Consider the following 18671-nt stretch of genomic DNA (forward strand, 5'->3'; position numbering starts at 1 on the left):
GTAGTTAGCGCACGTTGACCAAGATACTGTTGCCAGCCCGGTCGTGGACTCCACGTTGGTCGGCATCCGCAATCAACACCGGAATGACCAAGCACAGCAATAGCGAGCGGACCACACCGGTGAGCGGTTTGATGGCCTTGCCATCCATGGACTGCACCTGCATCCCAAAGACGCGATGACCGATGGAGTGACCGGTGATCCCCACGGTGAGCATCTGGACGGCGCAGAAGATCAACAAGGTGGCCAACGGGGCTGATTCGAAAAGCCACCAGCTGACCAGCATGGCCAAAACCCAGTCCAAGATCAGGGCTCCGACACGCCGAGGGAAACGGGCCACAGATCCAGGGCCTTTTTCCGGTCGACCCAGGCGCTGGCCCGGCCATTCTTGGGCATTCAGTTGAGGCGGTCCTTCGAGCCAAGAACCTATATCTTTACGTTCCACACCCCTAGTTTATCCGGCCAGTCTGTGAGAGCCCATCCCCTAGGGTCGGCTCCACTTTCCTCATAACGTAACACTGCCCGAAAAAGCTGCCATGTAACGCGCAGGAAACAATCGAGACACCACTAAGAAACGGATCCTCGGTATTGTAGAAGGGTAAGCAAGGGCAAGCGATCATGATGTGACCGACTTGTTTACCGAAAAATACACACCACAGGGAGTTACCTGCACATGTTTAAGAGTCCAGAAGAAGCTTTGGCGTATATCGCCGAAGAGGACGTGAAGTTCGTCGATATTCGTTTCACCGACCTACCAGGTGTTCAACAGCACTTCAACGTTCCTGCCAAATCAGTTGACGCAGACTTCTTCGTCAACGGCCAGTTGTTCGACGGCTCTTCGATCCGCGGCTTCGCAGGTATCTCGGATTCCGACATGCAGCTGATTCCCGACGTGAAGACCGGATTCATTGATCCGTTCCGCGTTGAGAAGACCCTCGCATTCAACTTCTCGATCATCAACCCGCGGACCGGTGAGCCTTACCACCGCGATCCGCGCGGTGTAGCCGAGCGTGCCGAGGCCTACTTGGAATCCACCGGTATCGCCGATACCGCATTCTTCGCCCCCGAAGCCGAGTTTTTCATCTTCGAAGATGTTCGCTACGAATCCAAGCCACAGGGCGCCTTCTATTCCATCGACTCGGATGAAGCCCCATGGAACACCGGACGCGAGGAACAGGGCGGTAACCGCGGTTACAAGACTCCATTCAAGGGCGGATACTTCCCGGTCTCCCCTACCGACAAGCAAGCTGATCTACGCGACGCGATCTGCATCGAACTAGACAACGTCGGTCTAGAGGTCGAGCGCAGCCACCATGAGGTGGGTGCCGCCGGTCAGGCAGAAATCAACTACAAGTTCAACACCATGGTGCACGCAGCCGATGAACTGATGCTCTTCAAATACGTGGTGAAGAACGTGGCCGACGCCTGGGGCAAGTCCGCAACCTTCATGCCAAAACCGGTATTCGGTGACAATGGTTCGGGCATGCACGTCCACCAGTCGCTATGGGCTGACGGCGAGCCACTATTCTACGACGAAAAAGGGTACGCTGGCCTGTCAGATACCGCTCGCTGGTACATTGGCGGCCTGCTGAAGCACGCCGATGCCGTGCTCGCGTTCACCAACCCGACCGTGAACTCTTACCGCCGCTTGGTCAAGGGGTACGAGGCGCCGGTGAACATGGTGTACTCGCAAGGTAACCGCTCGGCCGGTATCCGCATTCCAGTCACCGGTTCTAACCCTAAGGCTAAGCGCATCGAGTTCCGTGCACCAGACGCGTCGTCGAACCCCTACCTGGCGTTCGCGGCCCAGTTGATGGCTGGCCTCGACGGTATCAAGAACCGCATCGAACCAGCAGAGCCGATCGACAAGGATCTCTACGAGCTGCCACCAGAGGAAGCCAAGGACATCCAGCGTGCCCCCGAGACCCTCGATGAGGCACTGCGCGCCTTGGAGAACGACTACGAGTTCCTGCTCGAAGGCGGGGTTTTCACCGAAGATTTGATCCGCACGTGGATCGAATACAAGCGCGAATACGAGCTAAAGCCACTGAGCCTCCGCCCGAACCCATACGAGTTTGAGCTTTATTACGGCTGCTAAACCATAGCATCCTCGCCATATCGTGAGGGCAAGGCCCGTGCCGGATCCAATATATCTTGGGTCCAGCACGGGCCTTGCTGGGTATGGTGCAACCCCTGAGTTTCGGCACCGATTCTCCCTCGCCCACGGAACCGCGATCCATCGCGGAAATTGTGTCGAGGCCATGACCTACTTCATCGATGAGATGAATCAACGTATGGGAGCCGTGGCGGAATGGTCCGCAAATCTCGACAGTAATTACGCTGATTTCGATCAGTAGCTTGGCTAGTGGTCTGTTCTCTTGGCTGGGCCAGGGAGGAAGCCTGCCCAGACATCAGAACCCGGTACTCAGTCTTTCAGTATTCGACACGGTCGGGCTTCTGCAGCCACCGCTCAAAGACCTGCAACGCTTTGGGCTCATCAACTTTGATGAATGGGATGCTGCGTAGCTCTGCCGGTTTGGCCAGCTCCTCATAGATAAAGGAATCGTCGAACCCGATACGTGCTGCGTCGGCGCGGGTGTTGGCGAAGTAGACACGCTGCACCCGCGACCAGTAGACAGCGCCGAAGCACATCGGGCAAGGTTCGGAGCTCGTATAGAGTTCGCAGTCCGACAGGTCGAAGCTGCCTAACATTTCTGCAGCCAAACGTAGCGCTCGCACCTCGGCGTGGGCGGTCGGATCATCCGACCCTGTCACCCGGTTATAGGCGCTCGCAATCACTTCTCCGTCGCGGACGACGACTGCCCCGAAGGGGCCGCCCTTATCGTTGTCCATGCCATCCTGCGCCAAAGCAATGGCCAGATCCATCATCTTCTGATCCATCTCCTGCGACTCCCCTCGGTGGTACTTTCCCGAAATGTTACCTGCATCTCACACTGTACCGGGAAAAGTCTGAAGTCATGAGCGGATTTGGCAACCAGACTTCGAAGAGATTCTGGCAGCTATTCGACGACCCGATCGTGCTCATGCGACGAGCGCTCAGTCCTCGAATCCAAAGAAGCGACGCTCCACGATGGCTCGGGCCCGGCGCGTGGCCTTCAGGTAATCTTCCTCCAGCTGGTACCCCTGATTAGGCTCATATCCACACCAGCGACCCACAGCTTCCATATCGCGAGCTGATCGCGGCAACACATCACTGGAACGGCCCGAGGTAATAATTTCAGCGCTACGAATTTTGGTGGCCAGCACCCATGCCTGGTCTAAGGTCTTCACTTCAGATCGTGAGAGTAGCTTCAGCTCGGCCAGCGCTTTGAGCCCCTGACGAGTCGAGGTGGTGCGGAGGCTGGGGTGAGCGTGGGCGTGCTGCATCTGGAAAAGTTGCACCAGCCACTCCACATCGGACAACGAACCGCGTCCCAATTTCAAATGGAAGGCCGGATCCGCGCCACGGGGAAGGCGTTCGGCTTCCACCCGGGCCTTGATTTTACGGATCTCCTTGACTTCCTGTTCGCTCAGCGCCTGTTCGTAGCGGATCGGATTGATCAGTGCGATAAACGCCTGTCCCACTTCTGGGTCCCCGGCCACCACCCGGGCACGCAGCAAAGCTTGCCGCTCCCAGACATCAACCCAGCGGGTGTAATACTCGGTGTAGGATTCCAAGCTTCGCACCAACGCCCCAGATTTACCTTCGGGACGCAAATCCGCATCCACTTGAAGTCGGACTTCGGCAGGGATCGCCGGTTTCAGAGGGCGTGAGATTGCCGAGATCAGTTCCGTCACCACCCGTAGTGCCTGCTCCTGCGCAGCTTGCGGATCAGCATGTGGGCGGGGACGCTGCACGAACATCACATCGGCATCCGAACCGTAGCCGATCTCTGCCCCACCTTGACGGCCCATCGCGATCACCGCAATGTCGCTGTGATGCCCATGCTCTGCGATGTCTTGCTGCACCAGCACCTGCAAGATCGAGGCGATAGTGGCCGAGTCGATATCGCTCAGCGCGCGTCCCACCTTCGAGACGGTCAACAACCCGGCCCCATCGGCGAGGGCAACACGCAGAAATTCTTTACGCCGAGCCACCCGCACCTGCCGGATCGCGACCGCAGGTTGCTTGTTCCGCCGGATAATCGAAGCAAATTGTTGTCTCAACGCTTCGTCACTCAACGGGGTCAGCGATTCGTCATTGCCCAGCCAAGCGGCCGCGGTGGATTCTACGGCCAGCAGGTCGGTAAGAAAGCGAGTGTTCGACAGCAATGAGCTCAGCCGTTCGGCGGCTGCCGTGGTATCGCGCAGCATGCCGAGGAACCAATGGGTTTTGCCCAAGGATTCGCTCAACCGACGGAAACCCAGTAGACCGGCATCCGGATCCACGCCCTCGGCAAACCAGCCCAGCAGGACCGGCAAGAGTTGGCGCTGTAGGGCGGCGCTGCGCGAAACCCCGGCGGTGAGCGCCTCGATATGCCGCATCGCGGCCTTCGGATCCAAATAGCCCAGAGCCCGCAGCCGGGCCTGCGCCGATTCTGGGGTGAGCCGCACCTCGTCGGTACTCAGGTTCGAGCTGGTGACCAGCAGTGGGCGGTAGAAAATTCTTTCGTGGAGCGTTCGGACCAGTCTTTTGGTCTCATTCCAACGGCGCATCAAGGATTCAGCACTGGTCAGTCGAATATCACCGGCGCCGCGGATGGCACGTGCAAGGACTCGTTGCGCATGCTCGCTACGCGGCATCAGGTGGGTCCGCCGCAATTGGCCAAGCTGGATCCGGTGCTCCAGGAGTCGCAGGAAACGATAGGCTTCATCGAAGTTCAGCGCGTCTTGGCGTCCAATGAAGCCCAATTCACTCAAGGCTTGGATCGCCAAAGTGGTAGTGGAAATCTGCAGGGCGGCTTCGACCCGTCCGTGCACGAGCTGCAGTAGCTGGACCGTGAACTCCACATCGCGCAGTCCGCCTGGTCCAAGTTTTATCTGCCAGTCGACCTCTGAGTTGTCGATATGGGCATTGACGCGGCGGCGCATCTTTTGCACGGACTCGACAAAACCATCGCGTTCGGAACTGCTCCATACCAGCGGGGCGACCATGCGTTCGTAACGCTCACCCAGGTCCCGGTCTCCGGCGATGCAACGCGCCTTAAGGAGGGCTTGGAATTCCCAGGAGGCGGCCCACCGCTGATAGTAGGCTTCGTGGGAGGCCAAGGTGCGGCTCAACGCCCCGTCCTTGCCTTCCGGTCTTAGGTTCGCATCCACTTCCCACAAGGGTGGCTCTCCTCCGGGGAGCATGATGGCGCGTTGGGTTCCGGTGGCTAGGTGGGTGGCGATGTCCGTGGCTTTCGCTTCGCTAAGCTCCCCCATCCCTTGATGCACGTAAATAACGTCCACATCAGAAATGTAGTTCAGCTCGCGGGCGCCACATTTCCCCATGCCAATGATGGAAAAGTTCACCAAATCAACGTTGGTCTCGCCGAACTGTTCGACGGTTTCGGCACGGCTGATCGCCAGACCCGCTTCCAACGCGGCGGCAGCCAGATCGGCAAGTTCCCCAGCCACTTCGGGAAGTATCCGTTGTGGTTCGGCCGAGCCGAGGTCTCGAAAGGTCAGATCCAGTAACGCTCGTCGGTAGGCGGTGCGCAACGCTCGACGCGCCGGTTCACCACGCAGTTGCGCCACCCAATGCCCGGCCCCCGAGGGGACGGCCTGCACCGCGTCGAGTAATTCGGTAACCAGTTCCTGATCGCCGCGACGCCGAAAGTAGTCTTCGGGCTGCCCACTGACCGTGTTCAATGCCTCGGGGCAGCGGATCATAAATTCGCCCAAGGCCGAGGAAGCACCAAGAATCCGCACCAACATTTGGCAACTGTGCGGCTTACTGAACAAAGCGGCTGCATTCGGGTGCCGCTCAATCAATCGCAAAGCCAAGAGTAGGGCCTGATCCGGATCCGGTGCGTGCGCCATACTGCGCACAATGAGTCCCGTATCTAGATCTTGAAACTCGTCCGATGCGAGGAATCCTTTCGCGCGGCTGACCTCCAAAAAGCCCGCATTGATCAAATCCCGCGACGACGGTGCCATCTGCGCCAAGTCCTTCCCTCCCGGCCCGGCTTAGTGGAACGGGTAACTGCTCTGAATGCTTAGAGCATCCTCAGATATCTGTTCAACTCGAAGGGAGTCACTTCCTGACGGTATTCTTCCCACTCCGTGCGCTTGTTGGCTAAGAAGGAATTGAACACCTGTTCCCCGAGAATATCTGCCATCAATTCGGATTCTTCCATTGCTCGAATGGCCTCATGCAAGGACCCGGGTAGTGGATCGTGCCCGGAAGCACGACGTTCGGCGGTGGACAAGCTCCACACGTCATCCTCGGTCGGGTCCTCCAGTTCGTAGCCCTCATGGATCCCCTTCAGCCCAGCACCCAAGATACAGGCGTAGGCCAGATACGGGTTGGCAGCCGAATCGATGCCACGGTACTCCACTCGGGCGCTTTGACCCTTGCCCGGCTTATACAGCGGCACGCGCAGCAATGCCGAACGGTTGTTGTGCCCCCAGGAGAGGTGGCTCGGTGCTTCCCCGCCACCCCAGAGGCGCTTATAGGAGTTGACGAACTGGTTGGTGACCGCGGTCATTTCTTTGGCGTGATGTAGGATCCCGGCGATGAAGGATCGGGCGATATCCGAGAGCTGATATTCGCGCCCGGCTTCAAAGAAGGCGTTGGAGTCCCCCTCAAAGAGGGAGAAATGGGTGTGCATGCCGCTACCAGGCTGATCGGCAAAAGGCTTGGGCATAAAGGTGGCATGCAATCCCTTCTGCATTGCCATCTCCTTGATGACGGTGCGGAAGGTCATGATGTTATCGGCCGTCTGCAGCGCATCGGCGTAGCGCAAGTCGATCTCGTTTTGTCCCGGGCCAGTCTCGTGGTGGGAAAATTCTACCGAGATCCCCAGAGCTTCTAGGGTAGTGACCGACAGGCGACGGAAGTCCTGGCCGATCCCATCAGGCACGTGATCGAAGTAGCCGCCTCGATCGATCGGTACCGGCCGCCCATCGGGACCCGGCTCTGCGGATTCGAGCAGATAGAACTCTATTTCCGGATGCGTATAGCAGGTAAATCCAAGCTTTGAGGCTTCATCGAGCTGTCGTTTGAGTACATGCCGTGGATCCGCAGCTGACGGGGTACCTTCCGGGGTGAGAATGTCGCAGAACATCCGGCTGGTGGGTTCCACCTCACCGCGCCACGGAAGTAGTTGGAAAGTGGCCGGATCCGGCTGTAACAACATGTCTGATTCGTAGATGCGCGATAGTCCCTCAATGGAGGAACCATCAAAACCCAATCCCTCAGCAAATGCATCCTCCACCTCGGCCGGGGCCAAGGCCACAGACTTGAGCGAACCGACGACATCGGTGAACCAGAGTCGAACAAAACGAACATCACGTTCTTCGATCGTGCGCAGTACGAATTCCTGCTGACGATTCATTGCTCTCCACCTTGCGTGTTGTTTGCCGCCCGCGTACCGGTGACGGAAATTTACAGGTCCTGAAGCAACACTATACTTTTTGTGCCCAATGATCAGGAAACAAAGCCGTGCCCAAGTGCGCTAAGGTTTTTTTATGGCACAACCCTATCTTTCTGATCCGTCCACGCGCCCGGCACGGATCCGCATTGGACATCTAACCGAAGCGAAGCAACGTGGTGAAAAGTTCTCCATGATCACCTGCTACGACACAATGCTCGCGGAAATCTTTGACCAAGCGGGGATTGAAACCCTGCTGGTGGGAGACTCCGCAGCAAACACCGTACTGGGCTACAACTCCACCCTGCGGATCACTCTCGATGAAATGATCGTATTCGCTAAGGCCGTAGTCAACGGGGCCCGCCGTGCCTTGGTCGTGGCTGATCTACCCTTTGGCAGTTATGAGCAGTCCCCCGCCCAAGCGGTAGCTTCCGCGGTTCGCCTGATGAAGGAAGCCGGTGTTCACGCGATTAAAATTGAGGGCGATGAGCGATTTGCCCCCTATGTTGACGCGATGGTGGCCGCCGGTGTTCCGGTGATCGCTCATATCGGTTTCACTCCGCAGTCCGAGCATGCACTCGGTGGCTACAAGGTGCAAGGCCGTGGGGACTCCGCTGCGCAGCTGGTCCGCACGGCTGTGGCCTTGCAGGATGCTGGTGCATTCGCAGTACTTCTGGAAATGGTCCCCAGCCCGGTAGCTGCCGAAGTAGATGCGGCGTTGCGGGTGCCGACCATCGGCATTGGTGCCGGGTCTTCGACTACGGGTCAGGTTTTGGTGTGGCAGGACATGCTGGGGCTGGGCACCGGACGTACCCCACGGTTTGTGAAGAAATACGCGAACCTGCGTGAGGTGATTTCCGAAGCGGTCACCGAATACCACCAGGACGTTGCCAACGGCAGCTTCCCAAGCGTCGAATACGAGTTTGAAAAGTAGCCCAAAAAGCCCAAGACGGGGGTGAAGCTTAGTCTTCGTCCTCGTCTTCTTCGTCCCAGGCCTCGTTGCGCGCCTGCACTTTGGCCATGGCTTCCTGGGCTTCAGCCTCGGTACGGTATGGACCCAGCAGCTGTGACCAGTCAGATTGAGGTCCCTTTTCCACCTGCCCGGTGCCAATGTTGTACCAATATTGACCCTCACCAGGAATTGCATTAGCTGCCATGGTTTTTACCTTCCGCACTGTAGTTTCTTACCGCCAGCCTAATACCGGTTCTCCTAACTGTCATCGCAGACCGACAGTAGCGCCCAAGCCGTCTAGTATTAATGACATGACTACTGCTGCTACTGCCCCGATTGGCAATCTCACCCCCGGTATCATTGGCCCCGAATTAGTGGTTCCCGCGAGCATCGAACGTCCCGAGTATGTGGGCAAGCCCGAACCTTCTTCGGTGCGCCACCCGGATGTGAAAACACCGGAAGTCATTGAACGCATTCGTATCGCTTCCAAGATCGCCGCGCAGGCGCTGGCCGAGGTAGGCAAAGCCTGCCAGCCAGGCGTCAGCACTGCGGAACTGGATCGCATCGGTCACGAGTTTCTCCTCGATCATCAGGCCTATCCCTCGACGCTGGGATACCGGGGCTTCCCGAAGTCCCTGTGTACCTCCGTAAACGAAGTTATTTGCCATGGCATCCCCGATAGCACCGTGTTGCAGGACGGGGATATCATCAACATCGATATCACCGCCTACATTGGCGGGGTTCATGGCGATAATAACGCCACCTTCCTCGTTGGCGAGGTGGATGAGGAATCCCGCTTGTTGGTAGAGCGCACCGAGATCTCGCTGCAACGCGCTATTAAGGCCGTGATGCCCGGACGCGAACTGAACGTCATCGGTCGGACCATTTCCGCCTACGCCAAACGTTTTGGCTATGGGGTAGTGCGCGACTTCACCGGACACGGGGTCGGTGAAGCCTTCCATACCGGACTGATCATTCCGCATTATGATGCCGCTCCGGCTTACAATCAGCTCATCGAAACAGGTATGGTTTTTACTATTGAGCCGATGCTGACACTCGGAACTATCGAGTGGGATATGTGGGCCGATGGGTGGACCGTGACGACTAAAGATAAGAAACGCACCGCCCAGTTTGAGCACACGCTACTGGTCACCGACAATGGCGCCGAAATTCTGACCTTGCCCTAGCCGCGGCTGTTAATTCCCAGGTAAGGCCGAGAGGAGCCGCATGGAGCACAAAGCTACGCCCGAACATACTTACGCCTATGGTGTTGACGTAGGTGGAACCGGGATTAAAGGTGGGGTGGTGGATTTGTTCACCGGCCAGTTGGTCGGGGAACGCTACCGGATTGACACCCCACGGCCAGCAACTCCACAGGCAGTGGCCGAAGTGGTTGCGGCGGTGCTTAACGAATTACGCCAACGCCCGGGGATGCCGGCCGACGCGCCGGTGGGTGTGGCACTGCCGAGCATTGTGCACCACGGGGTGGCTCGCTCGGCGTCCAATATTGATCCGACCTTCATTGGTACCGATCTGGTGGCGCTCTTGAGCCAGCAGATCGGCCGTGAGGTGACTGTGCTCAATGATGCCGACGCTGCGGGGCTTGCCGAAGCCGAATTCGGGGCAGCTCGCGGGGTGGCGGGATCAGTTCTGATGCTCACGCTGGGCACCGGAATTGGTTCGGCGTTACTTTTTAATGGTGAACTGGTACCCAACTTTGAACTGGGGCATTTGGAATTCAACGGGCAGATCGCCGAACGCGGCGCGAGCGCTTCAGCACGTCAACGTGAGGGGCTGTCTTGGAAAGAGTATGCGCAACGTTTGAACGGCTATCTGGAACACGTGCAGTTCCTCTTCTCACCCGAGCTGATCATCCTAGGTGGCGGGGTGTCGAAGAGCCCACAGAAGTTTGTCCCACTACTAGAGCTTGAAACCAAAATCGCGGTAGCGGAGCACGCGAATAACGCCGGGATCCTTGGCGCCGCACTACACGGCAGTCGACAAAACAGCTAATCGACATCGCTGCACAACAAACTCATCCGCCCCACCCTCAGCCTGAAATTACCAGCCGGAGGGTGGGGCGGATGCGTTGTCGGAGCGCCTAGTGCGCAGCTACTGCGCGGTCAGTGGACGTTGTGTCCCGGTGGGATGCGCGGGCCGCTCTTCACGTAGTTTCGCGATCGCGGCTTCAAAGTCCTTCAGCGATTGGAAGTCCTGATAGACACTGGCAAAACGCAGGTAAGCGACTTCATCCAGGCGCTGTAGCGGTTCAAGAATCGCCAGCCCGACTTGGTGAGCTGGAATTTCTGCGGCCCCGGAGAGCCGAACAGTTTCTTCAACTTCCTGAGCTAGAACCGCGAGATCGTGGTCGGTGACCGGGCGTCCTTGGCAGGCCTTACGCACACCATTGATGACTTTAGTGCGCGAAAAGGCTTCGACGGCTCCGGATTGTTTCACCACGTTCAGGCTCGTGGTCTCCAAAGTAGTAAAACGGCGCGAGCATTCGGTGCACTGGCGTCGCCGACGAATCGATACACCGTCGTCGGCCACACGGGAATCAACGACACGCGAATCGGGATTGCGGCAATATGGGCAGTTCATCGCACCTCCAAGGATGTGTTGCTGACACCGGATACTTTTCTGGCAGGATTCACTGTGAGTTCACCGATGTCATGTAACAGTTTATCGCTTATTTGCGCTGCCGTACTTGAACCGCGTCCCCGTGCGCGGGCAGGTCTTCAGCGTGGGAGAGGTTTATCACGTGCTCGGCCACCAGATCCAAGGCTGCCTGATCATAATCGATCACTTGAATGGCCTTGAGGAAGGTGTTGACGTTCAATCCCGAGGCGTGCAGCGCGGTCCCGGAGGTGGGTAGCACGTGGTTCGATCCTGCGCAGTAATCCCCCAAGCTCACCGGCGCGTAGTCGCCCACAAAAATCGCCCCAGCCGCGGTAATCTGCGCGGTTACCTCGCTGGCGTTCGCGGTCATGACTTCCAGATGTTCGGCCGCGTAGGCGTTACACACCTCGATCCCCTGAGCCAGGTCCTTCACCAAGATGATCGCTGACTGCCGTCCGGACAACGCCACCTGAACTCGTTCGGTGTGCTTGGTATTGGCCACCTGAACGCTCAGTTCGGCGCGTACCGCCTCGCTGAGTTCCGGTGAGTCGGTAATCAGCACAGCCGCCGCGTTCTCGTCGTGCTCGGCCTGCGAAATCATATCCGCGGCGATGTAGCGCGGGTTAGCCCCGGCATCAGCCAGAATCGCGATTTCGGTGGGACCGGCTTCGGCATCAATGCCCACCACACCCTTGACTAAGCGCTTAGCGGTTGCCACAAAGACGTTACCCGGCCCGGAAATGACATCCACCGGCTCAATTCCACCGCGTGGATCCTGTGGCACATCTATACCGTAGGCGAAGGCCGCTACCGCTTGGGCGCCTCCCATGGCGTGGACCTCGGTGATTCCCAGCAGTTTCGCTGCGGCAAGAATGGTTGGGTGTGGCAGCCCACCAAATTCCTTTTGCGGTGGGCTGGCCAAAGCTAAGGACTCGGCGCCTGCCGCTTGAGCAGGGACCGCATTCATGATGACCGAGGAGGGGTAAACGGCCAACCCGCCGGGCACATACAACCCAACCCGGCGCACCGGCACCCACCGCTGGGTTACCGTGGCACCATTCGCGTAGCTCACGGTGCAATCTTCAGGTATCTGCGCAGCAGCAAATTTGCGGGCACGCGCAATGGACTCTTCCAATGCCTCACGAACTAGCGGATCCAGTTCGGCCAAGGCCCGGTCTAACTCCGCAGCCAGCACCCGGGTATGCTCCAGTTCCACCCCGTCAAAGCGTGCCGAAAGCGCTAAGAGAGCAGCCATACCCTCACTACGCACCTGGTCAATTATCTGTTGCACCGCCTCCGCGGCGGTCTGTGAATTAATCTCCGGGCGCGGCAGTTGGGCCTTAAGTTGGGCACGGCTGTGCTGCTGGTCGCGCCAATCAAGGGTTGCCAGCAGAGGAAAAGTGGTATCAGCTGTAGAGTTCACCCAGCTAGTTTATCTGTCAGCCGATACCAAGGCGTAACCGTGACCGGGACCGGTCACAGTGAACTGTGGCTACCCTTCGACACAAGCGGGGCCTAAGAGAACCTTCAAGTCTCCGAACAGTGCCGGGTTAGGGTTCACCCGGTAGTTCATTCCCAACCGCATCAGCGAGGTACCGCGCGATCCGGAGAGCTTGACCCGGACCTCGGTATTGCCACGGTGTGTGCGCAACACATCACCTAGTTGCGAGACCAAGGTTTCGGTCGCCTTGTGGGTGGGAATGGCAATAACGACCGGGCCGTTGCCAGTGGCATCGGAGAGTTCCGGAATCATCATTTCCTGGGCATTGAGTGTTATTGAGCCATCGTCACGGCGCTGCACCCTGCCCTTGATAACTACGATCAGATCATCAGCCAAAATTTCGGCGATCGGTTGATAGGCAGCACCAAAGAACATCACTTCCATGGAGCCGGACAGGTCTTCGACCTCGCACCGGGCATAGGGATTACCGCTCTTCTTCGCAATGCGTCGTTGCAGTCCGTTGATCATCCCAGCAATAGAAATGATGTGCCCGTCCGAGGGCCCATCATCGGAGATCACATGGGTGACCGGCATATCGGCGTACTGTTCTAGGGCGGGGCCCAGACCCTGCAGGGGATGGTCGGAGACATACAACCCGAGCATTTCTCGCTCGTAGCCCAGTTTTTCTTTTTTGTCCCAGTCGGGAAGGTCCGGGATGCTCACTGCCATTGATGAGTCAGTTTCTTCGGCACCCAAGGCACTAAAGAGGTCGAATTGGTTGGCAGCCTCATTGCGTTTGAGCTGGATCACCGAATCGATGGCTTCTTCGTGCACGGCGACTAAGGCGCGACGTGGATGGTCCAGAGAGTCGAACGCTCCGGCCTTGATCATTGACTCAATGGTGCGCTTGTTGCAGACCACGGCAGGAACCTTGCGGAGGAAGTCGCCGAAGTCGGTGTAATTACCCTTTTCCTCGCGAGCCTGCACCATGCCCTCGACCACGTGCGTCCCCACGTTACGCACCGCGCCCATACCGAAGCGGATATCTGTCCCCACCGGGGTGAAGTTCTGGGCCGATTCGTTGACATCCGGGGGTAGCACGGTGATCCCAATGCGGCGACACTCATTGAGATACATGGCCAACTTGTCTTTGTCATCACCCACGCTGGTGAGCAGTGCCGCCATATACTCCGCGGTATAGTGCTCCTTCAGGTACGCGGTCCAATAGGAGATCACCCCGTAGGCGGCGGAGTGAGCCTTATTAAAGGCGTAGTCCGAGAATGGCAACAGAATCGCCCAGAGGGTATCGACCGCCTCATCGGAATACCCGTGATCGTTCATTCCCTGTTTGAAGCCAGCAAACTGTTTATCCAGTTCTTCTTTCTTCTTTTTGCCCATGGCACGGCGCAGAATATCTGCCTGGCCGAGGGAGTATCCGGCCAGCTTCTGGGCGATGGCCATCACCTGCTCCTGATACACGATCAGGCCGAAGGTGCCACCGAGAATCTCTGCCAGCGGCTCTTCCAGTTCCGGGTGAATCGGCACCACTTCTTGTAACCCGGTTTTGCGCAAGGCATAGTTATTGTGCGCGTTCGCGCCCATCGGCCCCGGGCGGTAAAGCGCGAGCACTGCCGAAATATCTTCGAAGTTATCCGGCTTCATCAGCTTCAGCAACGAGCGCATCGGTCCACCGTCGAGCTGAAATACGCCCAAGGTGTCACCGCGAGCAAGTAGCTCGTACGCACCCTTGTCGTCCAGGGGTAGATTTTCCAGGTCCAGCTCGTGGCCGGTATTCGCCTTGATGTTTTCGATCGCGTCGGAAATGATGGTGAGGTTTCGCAAGCCCAAGAAGTCCATCTTGATCAACCCCAAGCCTTCACAGGTTGGGTAGTCAAACTGCGTGATAACCTGTCCATCCTGAATACGACGCATGATTGGAATGACGTCGATAATCGGATCCGAACTCATAATGACGCCGGCGGCGTGCACACCCCACTGGCGTTTCAGGCCTTCTAGACCCTTCGCGGTTTCAAAAACACGGGCTGCCTCGGGGTCATTGGCCACCAGATTACGGAAATCGGCGGCTTCGGCGAAACGCTTAGCTTTCGGGTTCTCAATGTCATTGAGCGGAATGTCCTTGGCCATCACCGCTGGCGGTAGCGCTTTAGTGAGGGTTTCTCCCATGGAGAAGGGGTAGCCCAGCACGCGCGAGGAGTCCTTCAACGCCTGCTTCGTCTTGATGGAGCCGTAGGTCACGATCATCGACACGCGCTCATCACCGTACTTCTCGGTGACGTACTTGATCACCTCGGGGCGGCGACGATCGTCGAAGTCAACGTCGAAGTCGGGCATGGAAACACGTTCCGGGTTCAAGAAGCGTTCAAAGATCAAACCGTGTTGCAGCGGGTCGAGGTCGGTAATCCGCATCGCGTAGGCAACCATCGAACCTGCACCGGATCCACGGCCGGGACCGACACGGATGCCGTTGTTCTTAGACCAGTTGATGAAGTCGGCCACGACGAGGAAGTAGCCGGGGAAGCCCATCTTGATGATGACGTCCAGCTCGTAGTCGGCTTGTTTACGTACATCATCCGGAATACCATCCGGGTAGCGGTAATGAAGTCCGCTATTAACTTCCTTAATCAGCCAGCTTGTTTCATCCTCCCCTTCCGGGCAAGGGAACTTAGGCATGTAGTTGGCGTTGGTGTCAAAGCTAACTTCCGCCCGGTCGGCAATCAACAGCGTGTTGTCACAAGCTTCGGGGAACTCGCGGAAGAGTTCCCGCATTTCTCGGGCGCTCTTGAGGTAATACCCTGAGCCGGAGAAAGCGAAGCGCTTACCGCCCTGATCATAGGTAGGCTCATCCAGGGTGGATCCGGAGTTAATGGCCAGGAGAGCTTCGTGGGCTTTGGCATCGGATTCATGCGTGTAGTGCAGGTCGTTGGTGGCCACCAGTGGGATGTTCAGTTCCTTAGCCAAACGCAACAGGTCTTGGGTGATCCGCCGTTCGATCTCCAGACCGTGATCCATGATCTCGCAGAAGTAGTTTTCCTTGCCGAAAATGTCTTGGAACTCGGCCGCAGCAGCTTTCGCAGCCTCGTATTGACCTAGGCGCAACTTGGTTTGCACTTCACCCGAAGGACACCCGGTGGTGGCGATCAGCCCATTGGAGTAGGTGCTTAGCAAGTCCCGATCCCAGCGCGGGTACTTACCGAAGACCGAATCAAGCGAAGCGATGGAGCTGCCCTTGAACAGGTTGTTCATGCCCTCGTTGTTATAGGAGAGCAGGGTCATGTGGGTATAAAGGCCACCGCCGGAGACGTCATCACCTTTTTGTCGCTCTTCAGTACGCCACTTGACACGTTCCTTGTCATTGCGGGCGGTACCGGGAGTGACATAGGCTTCCACACCGATAATTGGTTTGATCCCCGCCCCGGTGGCCTGGCGCCAGAAGTCGAAGGCACCGAACAGATAGCCATGGTCGGTGATTGCCATGGCTTCCATGCCCTGCCGGTTTGCTTCTTCGAAGAGTTCCCCGAGGCGCGCGGCACCATCGAGCATCGAATATTCGGTATGGGTATGTAGATGAACGAATCCGTCACGTGTTGCACTCACCCATCCAGTCTAGCCCGTACCGATCTGGTACTGAGGCTCGGGAGGGGTTGGAAAACACACACCGACAAACGTTGAAACAGGCGAGCTAATAAGTGCCTTCGCGTAGCAATTCCAACGCATGCGCCAGATCAGCGGGATAGTCACTGACGAACTCAGTCCACTGTCCACTGGCCGGGTGTGCGAAGCCCAACCGGTGCGCGTGCAACCATTGGCGGGTTAGCCCAAGGGCGGCGGCCAGTTTCGGATCCGCCCCATAGGTTTGGTCACCGGCACAGGGATGCCCGAAAGCCGAGAAGTGAACGCGAATCTGGTGGGTGCGACCGGTTTCCAGTTCCACTTCAACCAGGCTCGCCCGCCCGAAAGCTTCCTCCACCTCGTAATGGGTCACCGAGTCACGGCCACCATCGAGCACCGCGAACTTCCATTCGAAGTTCGGGTGGCGGCCGATGGGAGCGTCGATGGTGCCCTTCATCGGGTCGGGTAAGCCTTGTACCACCGCGTGGTAGATCTTTTTCGGAGTGCGCTCCTTGAAAGCTCGCTTGAGTTCGGTGTAGGCCTGCTCGGTTTTGGCCACGACCATGAGCCCACTAGTGCCCACATCAAGCCGATGCACAATACCTTGACGCTCTGGGGCACCGGAGGTGGAAATATTGTAGCCGGCCGCGGCTAGAGCACCGACCACGGTGGGACCAACCCAACCCGGTGATGGGTGGGCTGCCACGCCAACCGGTTTGTCAATCACAACGAAGTGTTCATCATCGGCAATGATCTTGAGGTCTTCCACCAGACTCACCCTTACCTTCAGCGGATCTTCACGGGCCGGTAGATCGACAACTACCCGGTCAGCGGCTTTGAGTTTAACGGATTTGGACAGGACCTTGTCATTGACCCGAACCCGAGCGTTTTTGCATAGTTCCGCTGCTTCGGTGCGCGATATTGCTAATTGGCGGGCAATGAAGGTGTCGCTACGGGTCCCGGCATCTTCCGGGCCCGCTTCAAGTTCGTGTATTGCCGCTGGCCGGTCCAAGCTCATTGTTTGTCTTGCTCACCTTCGGACTTCGTGGTGGGCACCGCTTTGCGGCCGTCCAGATTAACATTGCGGATGATCAAAATTGCCACCACGATCATCGAACACACAATAAATGAATCGGCAATGTTGAAAATTGCGAAGCGGGGTACCGAGATCATGTCCACCACATGCCCGAAGCCGAGGCCGGGTTCCCGAAAGATCCGATCGATCAAGTTACCAGCTACCCCACCGAGTAGTGCGCCCAAAGTGATGGCCCAGGAAAGGGTGCGCACCTTGCGTACCAGTAGATAGCTGACGTAGATGACCACGAGCGCCTGCAGGATTGCGAAAATAATCGTGAAGTCTTCGCCGATGGAGAAGGCGGCGCCGGGGTTGAGGATGTAATGGATATTCAGCAGTCCCGGGATGACTTCGAAGGACTCTCCCAGCTTCATATTTGATTCGACATAGAGCTTCGTTGCTTGGTCTAAAATCAGAGCCAGCAACGCGATGCCGAAACTCACGGCCAGAAAACGTCGGCTTGAAGCCTGTGTAAGCCGCGGAGCTTCCGAGTTGTTTTCCATGTACACCCTTAAGTAGAGCTCATTAAACGTCAACGGTGGCGACCGGATGCCCGGTCACCACCGTCAACTAAACTGACTGATCTAAGTCGGCAAACCGGTGAGGTTAGCTGTTCTTAGTAGTGCTATCGATCGAGGCCTGCGACTCAAGGTCGCGCAGCTGGCCTTCGATGTAAGTCTTCAACCGCGCACGGTAGTCACGCTCGAATACGCGCAGCTGCTCGAGCTTACGCTCCAAGACAGACTTCTGCTGTTCCAGAGCTGAGAGAGTCTTACGGCTCTTCTCTTCTGCCTCGGTGACCATGGTGGTCGCTTCGGTCTTAGCTTCGGCGATGATCTTGTCACGCTGCTCCACGCCAGCGGCAACGTATTCATCGTGCAGGCGCTGAGCCATAGCCAGCACGTTGGCGGCCGACTCGGCGGTCTCAGCGCGTGCCGGTGCCTCGGCGGCAGGTGCGGTCTTCGGAGCTTCGACCTTCTTCTCTTCGGCAGGCTTAGCAGCCGGAGTTTCAGCCTTCTTCTCCTCAGCTGGCTTAGCAGCCGGAGTTTCAGCCTTCTTCTCCTCAGCTGGCTTAGCAGCCGGAGTTTCAGCCTTCTTCTCCTCGGCAGGCTTAGCAGCCGGAGCTGCGGCAACCGGTGCCGGTACCGACTGTTCCTTCGCGGCCGACACGTCTTCGCCCAGCGCAGCTAGACGGCTGCGAAGCTCGTCATTTTCAGCGTTCAGGCGGCGAAGTTCAACGACGATTTCGTCGAGGAAATCATCTACCTCATCCTGGTCGTAACCTTCGCGAAACTTGGTCGGCTGAAACCGCTTATTGACTACGTCTTCTGGCGTCAAAGCCATTGGGTCACCTCAATACTGGGATCTCTTCCGCACGACCTAGGTTGCCCTGCGAAACACTTAGCGTTATTCAATACTACGACTGGCGTGGTCGAAGCA

15 protein-coding genes are annotated in these 18671 nt (G+C 57.7%); 4 read left to right on the forward strand and 11 right to left on the reverse strand.

Annotated features, from left to right (window positions below):
- Window positions 1-4: 4 nt before the first annotated feature.
- Window positions 5-337, reverse strand: a complete 333-nt coding sequence (locus tag ACQQZ8_RS09690) for an RDD family protein (RefSeq protein WP_431709625.1) — start codon at window positions 335-337, stop codon at window positions 5-7.
- 333 nt (window positions 338-670) lie between these two features.
- On the opposite strand from ACQQZ8_RS09690, the gene glnA (ACQQZ8_RS09695) reads away from it, so the two are divergent.
- On the forward strand, window positions 671-2095 hold the full coding sequence (glnA, locus tag ACQQZ8_RS09695) for a type I glutamate--ammonia ligase (RefSeq protein WP_431709626.1): 1425 nt from the start codon (window positions 671-673) through the stop codon (window positions 2093-2095).
- Between the two features lie 335 nt (window positions 2096-2430).
- Here the strand turns inward: glnA (ACQQZ8_RS09695) and ACQQZ8_RS09700 are convergent, their stop codons facing one another.
- The 3 genes from ACQQZ8_RS09700 to glnA (ACQQZ8_RS09710) all read right to left on the reverse strand — a co-directional run bounded on the left by ACQQZ8_RS09700 (window position 2431) and on the right by glnA (ACQQZ8_RS09710) (window position 7478).
- On the reverse strand, window positions 2431-2898 hold the full coding sequence (locus ACQQZ8_RS09700; RefSeq protein WP_431709627.1) for a nucleoside deaminase: 468 nt from the start codon (window positions 2896-2898) through the stop codon (window positions 2431-2433).
- 156 nt (window positions 2899-3054) lie between these two features.
- The gene (locus tag ACQQZ8_RS09705) at window positions 3055-6078 is read right to left on the reverse strand and encodes a bifunctional [glutamine synthetase] adenylyltransferase/[glutamine synthetase]-adenylyl-L-tyrosine phosphorylase (protein ID WP_431709628.1); all 3024 of its coding nucleotides are present in this window, start codon (window positions 6076-6078) and stop codon (window positions 3055-3057) included.
- A 59-nt stretch (window positions 6079-6137) separates the two neighbouring features.
- Window positions 6138-7478, reverse strand: a complete 1341-nt coding sequence (gene glnA / locus ACQQZ8_RS09710) for a type I glutamate--ammonia ligase (RefSeq protein ID WP_431709629.1) — start codon at window positions 7476-7478, stop codon at window positions 6138-6140.
- A 133-nt stretch (window positions 7479-7611) separates the two neighbouring features.
- Here glnA (ACQQZ8_RS09710) and panB point away from each other — a divergent pair, with 133 nt between their 5' ends.
- Window positions 7612-8448, forward strand: a complete 837-nt coding sequence (gene panB, locus ACQQZ8_RS09715; protein ID WP_431709630.1) for a 3-methyl-2-oxobutanoate hydroxymethyltransferase — start codon at window positions 7612-7614, stop codon at window positions 8446-8448.
- 28 nt (window positions 8449-8476) lie between these two features.
- Here panB and ACQQZ8_RS09720 read toward each other — a convergent pair whose 3' ends face one another.
- A complete protein-coding gene (locus ACQQZ8_RS09720; protein ID WP_431709631.1) occupies window positions 8477-8671 on the reverse strand; it encodes an SPOR domain-containing protein in 195 nt (64 codons plus the stop codon).
- A 106-nt stretch (window positions 8672-8777) separates the two neighbouring features.
- Here ACQQZ8_RS09720 and map point away from each other — a divergent pair, with 106 nt between their 5' ends.
- A complete protein-coding gene (gene map, locus ACQQZ8_RS09725; protein WP_431709632.1) occupies window positions 8778-9653 on the forward strand; it encodes a type I methionyl aminopeptidase in 876 nt (291 codons plus the stop codon).
- Between the two features lie 40 nt (window positions 9654-9693).
- Complete coding sequence (gene ppgK, locus ACQQZ8_RS09730; protein ID WP_431709633.1) at window positions 9694-10479, forward strand: polyphosphate--glucose phosphotransferase; 786 nt, start codon at window positions 9694-9696, stop codon at window positions 10477-10479.
- A 99-nt stretch (window positions 10480-10578) separates the two neighbouring features.
- Here the strand turns inward: ppgK and nrdR are convergent, their stop codons facing one another.
- The 6 genes from nrdR to ACQQZ8_RS09760 form a co-directional block, all read right to left on the reverse strand.
- Window positions 10579-11067, reverse strand: coding sequence for a transcriptional regulator NrdR (nrdR, locus tag ACQQZ8_RS09735; protein WP_431709634.1), 489 nt, complete (start codon window positions 11065-11067; stop codon window positions 10579-10581).
- 88 nt (window positions 11068-11155) lie between these two features.
- A complete protein-coding gene (gene hisD / locus ACQQZ8_RS09740) occupies window positions 11156-12508 on the reverse strand; it encodes a histidinol dehydrogenase (RefSeq protein ID WP_431709635.1) in 1353 nt (450 codons plus the stop codon).
- Between the two features lie 69 nt (window positions 12509-12577).
- A complete protein-coding gene (dnaE, locus tag ACQQZ8_RS09745; protein WP_431712174.1) occupies window positions 12578-16087 on the reverse strand; it encodes a DNA polymerase III subunit alpha in 3510 nt (1169 codons plus the stop codon).
- 139 nt (window positions 16088-16226) lie between these two features.
- Complete coding sequence (locus ACQQZ8_RS09750) at window positions 16227-17174, reverse strand: RluA family pseudouridine synthase (protein WP_431709636.1); 948 nt, start codon at window positions 17172-17174, stop codon at window positions 16227-16229.
- Window positions 17171-17734: a signal peptidase II gene (lspA, locus tag ACQQZ8_RS09755; RefSeq protein ID WP_431709637.1), complete on the reverse strand. Its 564-nt coding sequence runs from the start codon at window positions 17732-17734 to the stop codon at window positions 17171-17173. Before lspA ends, ACQQZ8_RS09750 begins: the two co-directional genes overlap by 4 nt.
- 103 nt (window positions 17735-17837) lie before the next feature.
- A complete protein-coding gene (locus tag ACQQZ8_RS09760; RefSeq protein WP_431709638.1) occupies window positions 17838-18575 on the reverse strand; it encodes a DivIVA domain-containing protein in 738 nt (245 codons plus the stop codon).
- Window positions 18576-18671: the final 96 nt, after the last annotated feature.

Origin of the sequence: Glutamicibacter uratoxydans (genome assembly GCF_050753455.1) — a bacterium.
Classification (GTDB): domain Bacteria; phylum Actinomycetota; class Actinomycetes; order Actinomycetales; family Micrococcaceae; genus Glutamicibacter; species Glutamicibacter uratoxydans_A.